Raw genomic sequence first — 11,364 nt, forward strand, 5'->3', positions numbered from 1 at the left:
GTTTATTTTTTGCGGGGTTTGGCCTTTGCTGTCGGCTCTGCCTGCAAGGGGTCATCCGGCCAATAGTGTTTTGGATACTGCCCCTTCAGGTCTTTTTTGACGGCCGTGTAACTGGTTCTCCAAAAACCGGCCAGATCTTGTGTTATCTGTGCGGGCCGTCTGGCAGGACTGAGCAAATGGATCGTTAGTGGAACACGCCCCCCGCCGACAGGCTTAACGTCCGCCTGCCCGAACATTTCCTGCAAACGAACGGCGAGAACCGGCGTTTCCGGGTTGGCGTAATCCAGCCGAATACGGGACCCTGTGGGAACTTCGATATGAGACGGCGCAAATTCATCCAACGCCTGCTGTGCGGACCAATCCAGTCTGGACTTCAAGATATCAGCCAAATTCAACTGTCCTAAATCCGCAAGCCTGCTTTTCCCTGTCAGATAAGGGGCGAGCCAAATATCCAGGTCTTCCAGCAAGGCCTGTTCCGAAAGGTTTGGCCAAATATCAGGATCCTCTGCATGATATCTTGCAAAGGTGACCCGTTCGATAAACGATCGACTGGCCGCATCCCATGGCAGGTCGCGCATTTTACGCTCTCGGATAACCGCGAGAAAGGTGCGCTCAACCGCTTCTGGATCCGGGGATCCGGCGCGCTCAGAAGATAAAACCAACGCCCCCAGCTTGCTCTCCCGCATTCCCAAAACCCTGTCTTTTAACGGATCCCAATAAATTCTCTCGGTATCGTGAATTGACCCTGAAAAATGCGCAATGATTTCAGAATATTGAATGGGCGCTGCCAAATATACCCGCGCGTCCCGGCCTTTTCCGTCCAGATCAGCCACGACAAGATACGGCTCCCTTTGCAATCTGTCACCCGCGGGAAGATGAACACCCCGTCCGCCAGATAAATGATAATGAGCATCACTTTCATTGCGAAGACTACCAATCCGATCAGGATAGGCAAACGCAAGGACAAGCCCGGCTTCAGAAACAGAACTGGCCGCCTTTCCAACCTTAAACCGTCGGCGCAGATCATCTGCGTTTCGTTTTACCGCTTGAATATTGGGGATATTCTGGCTCCCCGTACGGGACCGATTTAAAATTTCAAGTCTGGCGCGGATATCAGTATTTGGATTGTCTCGCCCGGTTTTTAAAATATCCCGTTCTGACAAAATTGCCGCAAGATCGCATGCAACTGCCTGTTTTCCGACCGTCTGAGCCTTTATCAGCATATGGGCCAATCTGGGATGAAGAGGCAAACTTACCATTTTTTCGCCAATCGGCGTAATGCGCCCCTGATCATCCAATGCGTCAAGAGAGCCCAGCAAATCTTTCGCCTGCGCCATCAGTGCAGGCGGAGGTACTGTCATCCAATTCAGGTTTTCAGGTGTCGTCTCACCCCATTTGGCCAGCTCCAGCGCCAAAGCAGATAAATCAGCAACCGCGATTTCTGGTTCGGAATGCGGCGATAGTCCCCGATCTTCTGCTTTAGTCCAAAACCGATAACACAAACCCGGGGCTTGCCGCCCTGCCCGCCCGCGCCGCTGATCGGCAGATGCCCGCGAAATACGCTTTGTTTCCAGCCGGGTCATGCCACTGCCCGGATGGAACCGCGGCATGCGGGCCAGCCCCGCATCGACAACAATATGAACACCCTCGATCGTCAGACTGGTTTCCGCAATATCTGTTGCGAAAACGATTTTTCGACGCCCATCCGGGTCCGGAAACAGAGCTTTATCCTGATCTTTTTGAGACAGCGTTCCATAGAGCGGATATAGGGCAATCTTGTCCTTTCGTGCATAGTCCTGCAACAAGGCCATTGTCCTGTTAATTTCGCCTGCACCCGGCAGAAAAACCAGTATATCCCCTTGTTCAGCTGCACAGATTTCTTCAATTTTCCGAGCGAGAGCAGGTTCCAGACGTGTCTTGGGCGCCCTCTCCAGAAAGCGCGTTTCCACAGGATAGGACCGCCCTTCGCTTTTGATAACCGGCGCATTCGACATTAAATGGGAGACCTGATCGGTATCAAGGGTTGCCGACATGATAACCAGCTTCAAATCTTCCCGTAGGACCTCCTGACATTGCAACGCCAATGCCAAACCCAGGTCCGTTTGTAAATTCCTCTCATGAAATTCGTCAAAAATAAGGACCCCCGTATCTGACATTTCCGGGTCTTGTTGAAGTTTTCGGGTCAGGATCCCTTCCGTAACCACTTCAATACGGGTCCGCTCACTTACTTTTGTATCCAACCGGATCCGATACCCAACTGTTTCCCCAACCGGCTCACCCAAAAGGTCCGCCATCCGCCTCGCAGCAGCCCGTGCGGCCAGTCTGCGGGGTTCAAGCATTACTATTTTTTTGTCCGTCAACCCCAATAACCAAAGCGGCACAGTTGTCGTCTTTCCTGCCCCCGGCGGGGCCTGCAATACGGCACTTTTCCCGTTTTTTAGCGCATCGAGAAGGGAGGGAAGAACCTGTTCAACGGGCAATCCGATTTCTGGAATTTTATACGTCATACTCTTTCTATATCAGGTCACTGCCGGACAAAAAACCGGGCAAACAGCGGAAACGCTGCCAAAGCAACAAAAACAGCCAATAATGAGCCGCACACGACCATCAGGCCAAACCGGACAGTCGGGGGGAAATCCGAGAAGGAAAAAATAAGAAACCCGATTGAGATAACCATGGCTGACGTAATAATTCCGGGGCCCTGCTCCTCGATCGCTTTCAACCAGACCGTCTGTTTTTCCATATCCGCCCCTTTTCGTTTAACCGCCATCGCCAAATGGATCAGTGCGTCAACAGCCAACCCGATCGTAACACTTATTGCGGGGGCAGAAATAATATCAACAGGGATAGAGAACTGACCTATTCCTCCCAGTAGAATAAAGGGGATCATACTGGCCGCGCCTCCCATGACAAGCGCCATTGGGATCTGCCTTGTTACGATCCAGCTGACCCCCACGAACAGCAAAAGCAACCCCAAGACACCACTAATCAAGCTCTGGCCAACCAGATCTGCCAGTTTCGCTTGCAGGAAGTAGACGCCGCCTGTCAGGTCTAACCGAAAGCCCGATTGTTCGACAATCGATCGGATATCATTAATCACTGTCAGTCGAGGGCTCTCGCGACCCTGCTCCTTCATTCGAATAAGAAACAGCGCCTGCTCACGATCGTTGGTCAGGAAATTTTCAACAACACTTTGGTTCATATCCAGGGAAAGCAGTGTCACGATTTCCCGCCAGGGCAACAAGAACGCAAAAGGATGGTTGTTTGCCTCTGCCAACAATGCGGGAAGGGACAAGACTGTTCCTACTTGAGAGTGTTCCGCTAGTTTCTTGTGAAGGGTCCATAACTTTTTATAAGCCTCCTCATTATCCAACGAGTTCGCAGACTTTAACGAAACAACGAGAAGCAGAGGACTACTTCCTCCATTTTCATCAATGCGCCTCAACCCCGTTTCAATATTTGTGTCTTTTTTGAAATAGGACAAAAGGCTGGGGTCTGTATTGAGTGTCCAAAGCCCAAAAAAGGAAAATCCCATGGTAAACAATAAAACCAAGGCGCTAACCGCCTGAAACGCTGCCAAGCGACGCTCGGAAAGTTGGACATCTTGCTTGGCTTGTTTAATACGCGCAAACACCAGAAATGATGGAAAAATAAAATAACAACAGGCGAGTGCTGAGAGAACAGCGACAATTCCCCCCGCACCCAGTTGCCGTAACGGTTCCGCAGACACGAACAGCAATGTCAGAAAGCCCAACAATGTGGTCAGCGCACACCAGCAGGAGGGCTTGAATGTCTTACCCACGGCCTGACGCACGCGCCATTTTGCCGTTTGCTTTTTGTCTTCTCGCAACCAGTTGTTCGTAAGATAGATAATTTGGGACTGGACCAGAACATAAACAATGATCGACAGATTTGCTGTCAGAATACCAATCGGTTGCCCAAGCACCTGAAGGACAATCAACGTCATGAAAATAGCACACAGCCCACTTATGCAAGAGCCAAGCGCAATCATTGCAGACCGGTAAAAGAAACCCATCAGCGTTATAAAAACAACAAGCGCAAGGCTGCTGAAAATCTTGACATCCCGCACCAGACTTTGCCGGATTTGTTCAGCGATATAAGGCATACCGGATAGCCCGATCCGTGTAAGGTCCGGACTCTGCGCCGCCGCCTGACTGATCTCGTCAATTTTTCGCACCAGTAGCGACTGCCCGTCTTTTTCTACAAAAACAAGGATCAGGCTGGCCGTTTCATCCCGGTTGATTAACAAAGGACGCCAGAACGGGCTTTTCCGGGCATCCTCTGCAGTAGCTGGTCCATTCGACAGGCTAATCAGGCGGTTGGTTCCCGGCAGCATAGCCAGTTTGTCAGACAGGGACTTTATCTGACGGTAATAGGGGGCCGAATAAATGTTATGACCACCGACACTTAGTAAAAGAAATGACTCCGACGGGAACAGTTCTCTTATTTTCTGGGCTTGCTGGGCGGCCGGGTCTTTGCTGCCAAAGAAAAAATCTTCGGTTATTTTGGGCTTAAGATCGACCCATACAGAAAAAACGGTAAACAGCAGCAGGGCAGCAAGAAAACTGCCCCCCAGATAAAATTTTGCTGATTTATCCCCGTCTGATATCATATGGGTTCGCCCGCCTTGCCTTTATTATTCTCACTTCTTTTAATTAATAGCGTTCTGATCAGAATGACAATGTCCCTTTCAGAAAATCAGGTTACTAAAATCAGGCAGCTTGAAGATCATTCCTTTAAAGCCGTCCCCGCTGAACAGGAAATCGATTTGGATGGCTGGCGCATCAGAATATCAGGCGGGCATACCAAACGAATAAATTCTGTCAATTTTCTGACGCCCGGTCAAAGGCCGACAGATGAAAAAATCAAAACAGTTGAAGCGTTGTTTCAGACTGCAAAAAAGGCCCCCTGTTTTCGAATGACGCCCTTGGCATCCCCTGAAAACCTGAAAGAAATTCTTCGAAAATCAGGATATTCTGAGATTGATCACACAGATGTTCGTCTGCTGGATCTTACGTCCTTTCAAGGACAGGATGTTGTCGCCTCTCTTGAAACAAGCAACAGCTTAACATCAGACTGGATCACGGCCCATCTTGCAATAAAAGGGCTAGGTGACGATCTCAGGGAGCCCCTCACGGCGATGTATGAAAGGATCGATTTGCCGACCGCTTATGTCAGTTACCGTCTGAACAACAGGACTGTTTCTATCGGAATGGCCGTTTTTTCAGAGACCTGTGTCGGCCTGTTTGATTTCATGACAGATCAAAACCATCAACGTAACGGATTGGCCCGGGACATTGCGGTATCGCTACTAACGACCGCAAAGAAACGGTCGGTCAAGACCGCTTATCTGCAGGTCGTAAAGGACAATATCGGTGCACAAAAGTTCTGGCAGTCTGTCGGCTTCAACGACATTCTGTATTCTTATTGTTACCAGATAAAATCGTCCACTGACTGACCAAGCGTGATATCATCTTGTTCTTCAAAGAACCACTCGTCGCAATTTTCACCGTCACCCCCCCGATCAACCACCAAAAAGTCACTTATGTCGTGGAGGGCCAGAACGGGATGATGCCAGGTTCCCGCGTGATAATTGACGCCTTGATCACCGTCTGCGTAAAAAGCCTGAAGATCGCCGGGATTGACGTTCTCCCCGGCCGGTGCGACAACCACAAGATACGGCCGACCGTTCATGGGAACGAAGGCCTGACTGCCCAGCGGATGCCGTTCGACCATCGTAATTTTTAGCGGGTAGGTAAGCGGCGTTGCCCTGAAAATATTAATCAGGGCCCGACCGCCGTTCAACAACTGCACTTTCGCCAGATCGTGATAGCGTTCCGTAGATCCGTTGTTGATCAGGAAATGATCATTTTCACGCACACTGATGACATCCCCAAAAGGCGCGAAGGCTTCTTTTGTCAAAGGCCGGATGTGAAGCGTCATAGTTGTCACCCTATTGCTCTATTTTTCCGAAAAGACGCAACCGGCTTATACCGCCATCGGGAATAATGTTAAGCCGCACATGTGTTATCGGCCCAATATCCTGAACCTCATGTTCAAATTTATGAATAGCATCCATGGACAGTTTCTGTTCCGGTAGCAGGGTTTTCCAAAACATGCTTTGCGTAATGATTGACTGTTCCGTGCCGCCCTTCATATAAGCTGCCTGAAGAGTGCAGGCCTCCGGAAAGTTTCCTTTAAAATGAGCCGTATCGACTTCGATGGCGCTCACCGTGCCGGGATGGCCCAGCGCAATGATTGCCCAGTCATTGCCCGGTTCACGCCGACGGCGTGTTTCCCAGCCGTCTCCCATATTCACCCCTCGGCCAGGCGCCAGAATATTCGTCGGTGAGCCATAATGTGAATTATTTGCAGCAATTCCCCGGCCACCATTAACCAGCGCCGCAAGATCAACAATTTCGTTCGGGTCGCGTGTTCCCCAATTGCAATTGATCTGCCCATAGACCCGAAGGCGCGCAACCCCACCATCAGGATAGATATTAAGCCGCAAATGGCTCCATGTTTGCTCGCTTTCCACAGCCACAAGATGGTGGCTATCCGCCCCAAGGGTCACGGACGGCACAATCTCCTGCCAAACCGTTTCCCCATCAGGGTCCCCCTCGCAATAACAGCCATCGATAGAGGCCGCGGGTGGAAAGTTTCCGGTAAAATGACTTGTATCGATATTTACGCCATGAACAATGCCCGGCAAACCCAGTCGAATGATGCAATGATCATATCCTTCACCGCGCTTTCTCCGACTTTCCCAGCCATCCATCCATTTTCCATGATCATCATATTTATCATCAATAAATACCGGCTCGGCAGGATCGATCAAACGCGCTTTATCCGCAAAAAAATCATCAGTCGCATATATGACCTCAGACCCTAAACGTGGCTGGGCAAGATCTGTATAACGACTGACAAAACCAGCTTCTTCTGCAGTGAGTAACTTCATTCTATTTAACTCCGATAGCCCCTTGAAGGGTGCTTATAATTCCTGCAGGCGGAAGCCTGCGATTTTGTCTATTTCCTGCAATGCTGCATTGAACTCTGTTTGCGGATCATTCTTCAATCGCTCTTCAAAGCCCGCCAGAATTTCATGCCGATTGCTGTTCTTAACGGCTTTGATAAAAGGGAAGCCGAATTTGCTTTTGTAAGCGTGGTTATACGCCTGAAATTGCTCAAACTCTTCCGCCGTACATTCGTTCAAGCCAGCGCTTTCCTGTTCAGATGTCGACGAATGTGTCAATTCCCCCTGAACGGCAGCTTTGCCCGCCAGATCAGGATGCGCCTTTATCAATGCGAGTTTCTCAGCATCCGTTGCCTCGGCAACAATCGTCGCCATCAGCGTTGCCAGCGCTTCAGCCTGATCGAAATCCGATGCCTTTATTTTCGGCCAGGCGCGCTCTGCAACCCACGGGGAATGTTCATATATCCCGCCGAAAGTATCAACGAACGTATCAACATCCATTTCACTGGGAACATTTTTTAACGCTGTCATTTATTATCCTTCAACGGGGTGATGTTCATGCCAGTGCCGGGCAATATCAATACGCCGGGCAAACCAGACATGCTCATGTGAACGCGCATATTCCAGAAAACGCTTCAAAGCTGCTATTCTGCCGGGTCGGCCAACCAGACGGCAATGCAATCCCACAGACATCATTTTAGGAGCCTCCGCCCCTTCTTCATAAAGGGTATCGAAACTGTCTTTGAGATATGTAAAATACTGATCTCCGCTGTTAAAGCCCTGCAACGCCGCAAATCGCATGTCGTTAACATCCAGTGTATAGGGAACAATCAGCTGATTTTTATCGCCCACTGTCGCCCAATATGGCAGGTCATCATCATAGGCGTCAGCATCATATAGAAAACCGCCTTCTTCGGCGACAAGTCTGCGCGTATTTGGACTTGTCCGGCCGGTATACCAGCCCAGGGGTCGCTGACCTGTCAGGGAAGTAATGATCTCGATGGCTTTGTGCATATGCTCCCGTTCCACGTCTTCGGGTACATATTGGTAATTGATCCAACGATATCCGTGACTACAAATTTCATGTCCGGCATCAACAAATGCTTTGGCCACAGCAGGGTTTCGCTCCAAGGCCATAGCGACCGCAAAAATCGTCAGGGGAATATCGAATTTTTTGAACAGCCGAAGCAGCCGCCAAACCCCTGCCCGGCTCCCATATTCATAGATGGATTCCATGCTGATGTGCCGTACATCCGGCAACATATCAGCCCCGATGATTTCTGATAGAAACGCTTCGGAGGCATCATCGCCGTGCAGGATGTTATTCTCCCCGCCTTCTTCGTAATTCAAAACAAATTGTACGGCAATCCGCGCCTTGCCGGGCCATTCCGGATCTGGTGTTTCAGCGCCATAGCCGATCATATCTCTTGGATAATCTGTGTTGATTGTCATTCTAAGGTCCTGCCCTATCAATCTGCTGCGCTGGAAAAAATTTTGTAGAGATCACTGACTGGATCGGCACCGTCCAGCTTCAATTGCTCTTCACAGGCCTGAAGGTGATCATGCATCAGCTTAACGGCTTTTTCCTCGTCCTGATCACGAATGGCGGCAATGATATCGCCATGCTCATCGCAAGAACAACTTTGATTGCCTACGCGGCCAGTTTGATATTGAACCAATATCAACGAGGTACGCGAGACAAGTTCCCGAAGGTAATCCTGCAAGGGCGTGTTCTTTGCGATTTCTGCCAGGGCGAGATGGAAATCACCGGAAAGAGCGACCCATTTACTATATTTACCCTGCTCAATACTGCCCGCCTCGTCAGCCAACATTTTTTCCAGACGCTTGATATCCGCTTCTGTTCTGTTTTTGACAACCTTACGAATAATACCCGCTTCAACAATTTTGCGAGCTTCCAGAACATCGCGCGCTTCATCAGGGGAGGGCTCTGACACATATGCCCCACGATTTGGAAGGATCCGCACCACTTTTTCGTAAGCAAGACGTTGCAGGACTTTGCGGACGACAGTTCGGCTAACACCAAAAATCTCACCCAGAACATCTTCAGACAGCTTCGTGCCTGGCGACAATCTTTGTTCCAGTATCGCAGACAGCATCTGATCATAGATATGCTCATCCTGCTGATTTTTCTTTGCTGGTTTTTGCCGTGTTGTATCAACAGCGCGCAACATATCGCTCATTCGTCATCCCAACCAAGAAGGAAAATTCAATAGCCTCAAAACAATATGTTCAAATATTGTATACAAAGCAAGTGCATATTGATCCACACAAGAAGAAAAAAAGGGAGTAATCCGTACGAATTTTGATTATTTTTGCAGCAATTGCTCAAAATTTAGCGTCCAAGCAATTTCCATAAAAGTAACCTCAATACAAAAATGACGAAAAATGTAGACAATTTTTTACTTCTCGGGCATGGTTTTCTGATTGGGGATTTTTTTATAAACGTAAATATCGCGTAAATCAGGCAAACTGGTAAGCGGTTACAAGGCATCGTATGGGAAAGCTAACAACACATATCCTGGATACTGCAGCAGGCATTCCGGGCAAAAACATTCAGATTGATCTGTACATTCTGAAAGACGACAGTTGGGAGCTATTAAAAACTGTTACTTCTAATGAGGACGGTCGCTGTGACGGCCCCCTTCTTGAAGGCGCAGACCTTGTATGTGGCCAGTATGAACTGGTTTTTCATGCGGGGCAGTATTTTGACGCCTGCGGCCAGGATCTGCCAGAACCAAAATTCCTTGATGAAATTGTCATAAGGTTTGGGGTACCCGACGCAACCGAGCATTATCATGTTCCGTTACTTGTGTCCCCCTATAGCTATTCAACATACCGGGGAAGCTAACCTCGGAAAGCAACTGACGAGAAAGCAAGGGAGAGATGCTTTCTCAGAAAAGCCTATAACAGGGGGCATATTATGAGTGAAATTTCACAATCGGGGAAAACCGGCAGCTTCAACAGTGAAGCCCTCCGCGATCCCAATTACACACCACCATTGGGGACCGCAATCCCCCTTGGCATCCAACATGTACTGGCAATGTTTGCCGGTAACGTTACTGTTCCAATCATCATTGCCGGGGCAGCAGGCCTTGCCGGGGGCGACAAGGTTTTCCTGATTCAGGTTGCAATGCTGGTCGCCGGTCTTGCCACCCTTTTACAAACAGTTGGCGCAGGACCCATCGGTGCCCGCTTGCCGATTATGCAGGGAACCAGCTTTGCCTTTTTGCCTGTCATGATACCGATTGCGGCATCTGTAAAAGGAACAGACGCCCTGGCCGTCATCTTCGGAGCAACGATCGTCGGCGGTATTTTCCACTTTTTCCTTGGCACCTTCATCGGTCGTTTTCGCGGTATCCTGCCGCCACTTGTAACAGGCCTTGTTGTCGCGACAATCGGCCTGTCCCTGCTCCCGATCGGCGTCGAATATGTGGGCGGCGGTAAATTTGCCAAGTTTGTCACCAAAGATTTTGGTGCCTGGTATCATCTCGTTCTCGGGTGCTCTGTGATTGTCATTATTCTAGGTGTGAAATTCATGACCAAAGGAATGACGTCGGCATCAGCAATCCTGATTGGCCTTGTGGCCGGTTATCTGCTTGCGATCCCAATGGGTATGGTAAAATTCAGCGGCATTTCGGATGCAGCCTGGTTTGCCTTTCCCGAACCCCTCAAATTTGGACTGAAATTTGAAACTGCGGCCATTATCGGGATGTGCCTGATGGCCATCGTATCGGCTATTGAAACAGTGGGCGATATATCCGGGATCACAAAAGGCGGCGCTGGCCGGGAAGCAACCGATAAGGAAATCGCTGGCGGCACTATGGCTGACGGCCTTGGCACGGCGATTGGCGGTCTTTTCGGTTCCATGCCCAACACGTCCTACAGTCAGAATGTGGGTGTCGTATCTCTGACCGGTGTCATGAGCCGGCATGTTGTCACCATAGGTGCCATCTTCCTTCTGGTTGCAGCGTTTGTACCGAAAGTCGGCGCCATTGTATCCGCGATGCCATATGCCGTTCTGGGCGGTGGCGCCGTGGTCATGTTTGGGATGATTGCCGGTGCAGGCATCAATCTGCTCAGTGATGTAAAAATGAACCGCCGTAACATGGTTATCATTGCGGTTTCCCTAAGCGTTGGCCTAGGCTTGAAAGCCGAGCCTGATGTGGTTGGCATATTCCCGGACTGGGCAAAAATGATGCTGACTTCAGGCTTATTTCCTGTCGCATTCCTGTCTATCTTGCTGAACTCGATTTTGCCGCAAGAAAAAGACTGATGTGAGCTTAAACTCTGGCTGCACTGAAAGTTCAGTGCAGCCTCTCTTATTTTAGTTATATTTTACATGCTGCTAG

10 protein-coding genes are annotated in these 11,364 nt (G+C 49.6%); 3 read left to right on the forward strand and 7 right to left on the reverse strand.

Annotation, left to right across the window (positions count from 1 at the left end; all coding sequences use genetic code 11):
* Positions 1-2: 2 nt before the first annotated feature.
* Both hrpB and OIR97_RS15315 read right to left on the reverse strand, forming a co-directional pair.
* Positions 3-2,507 (reverse strand): ATP-dependent helicase HrpB, encoded by a 2,505-nt coding sequence (gene hrpB, locus OIR97_RS15310; RefSeq protein WP_181017832.1) that lies wholly within the window; start codon positions 2,505-2,507, stop codon positions 3-5.
* A gap of 17 nt (positions 2,508-2,524) precedes the next feature.
* Positions 2,525-4,633 carry an efflux RND transporter permease subunit gene (locus OIR97_RS15315; protein WP_169543107.1) on the reverse strand — a complete coding sequence of 703 codons (2,109 nt, stop codon included), beginning with the start codon at positions 4,631-4,633 and terminating at the stop codon, positions 2,525-2,527.
* Between the two features lie 69 nt (positions 4,634-4,702).
* On the opposite strand from OIR97_RS15315, the gene OIR97_RS15320 reads away from it, so the two are divergent.
* Positions 4,703-5,479 carry a GNAT family N-acetyltransferase gene (locus OIR97_RS15320; protein ID WP_169543108.1) on the forward strand — a complete coding sequence of 259 codons (777 nt, stop codon included), beginning with the start codon at positions 4,703-4,705 and terminating at the stop codon, positions 5,477-5,479.
* Here the strand turns inward: OIR97_RS15320 and OIR97_RS15325 are convergent.
* Genes OIR97_RS15325 through OIR97_RS15345 form a run of 5 tightly spaced genes read right to left on the reverse strand, consistent with a single transcriptional unit; the run spans position 5,452 to position 9,195 of the window.
* Entirely contained in the window at positions 5,452-5,964 is a 513-nt protein-coding gene (locus OIR97_RS15325; protein ID WP_169543109.1) for an ureidoglycolate lyase, read from the reverse strand. The two genes, OIR97_RS15320 and OIR97_RS15325, sit on opposite strands and share 28 nt — an antisense overlap.
* A gap of 10 nt (positions 5,965-5,974) precedes the next feature.
* On the reverse strand, positions 5,975-6,979 hold the full coding sequence (gene alc / locus OIR97_RS15330; RefSeq protein ID WP_169543110.1) for an allantoicase: 1,005 nt from the start codon (positions 6,977-6,979) through the stop codon (positions 5,975-5,977).
* A gap of 33 nt (positions 6,980-7,012) precedes the next feature.
* On the reverse strand, positions 7,013-7,525 hold the full coding sequence (gene uraD / locus OIR97_RS15335) for a 2-oxo-4-hydroxy-4-carboxy-5-ureidoimidazoline decarboxylase (RefSeq protein ID WP_169543111.1): 513 nt from the start codon (positions 7,523-7,525) through the stop codon (positions 7,013-7,015).
* 3 nt (positions 7,526-7,528) lie between these two features.
* The gene (puuE, locus tag OIR97_RS15340; RefSeq protein WP_169544298.1) at positions 7,529-8,440 is read right to left on the reverse strand and encodes an allantoinase PuuE; all 912 of its coding nucleotides are present in this window, start codon (positions 8,438-8,440) and stop codon (positions 7,529-7,531) included.
* Between the two features lie 23 nt (positions 8,441-8,463).
* Entirely contained in the window at positions 8,464-9,195 is a 732-nt protein-coding gene (locus tag OIR97_RS15345; protein ID WP_169543112.1) for a GntR family transcriptional regulator, read from the reverse strand.
* A gap of 314 nt (positions 9,196-9,509) precedes the next feature.
* On the opposite strand from OIR97_RS15345, the gene uraH reads away from it, so the two are divergent.
* Complete coding sequence (gene uraH / locus OIR97_RS15350) at positions 9,510-9,863, forward strand: hydroxyisourate hydrolase (RefSeq protein ID WP_169543113.1); 354 nt, start codon at positions 9,510-9,512, stop codon at positions 9,861-9,863.
* A 72-nt stretch (positions 9,864-9,935) separates the two neighbouring features.
* Entirely contained in the window at positions 9,936-11,288 is a 1,353-nt protein-coding gene (locus OIR97_RS15355) for a uracil-xanthine permease family protein (RefSeq protein WP_169543114.1), read from the forward strand.
* The last annotated feature ends 76 nt before the right edge of the window (positions 11,289-11,364 follow it).

The sequence above is a fragment of the Sneathiella aquimaris genome (assembly GCF_026409565.1).
Lineage (GTDB): Bacteria > Pseudomonadota > Alphaproteobacteria > Sneathiellales > Sneathiellaceae > Sneathiella > Sneathiella aquimaris.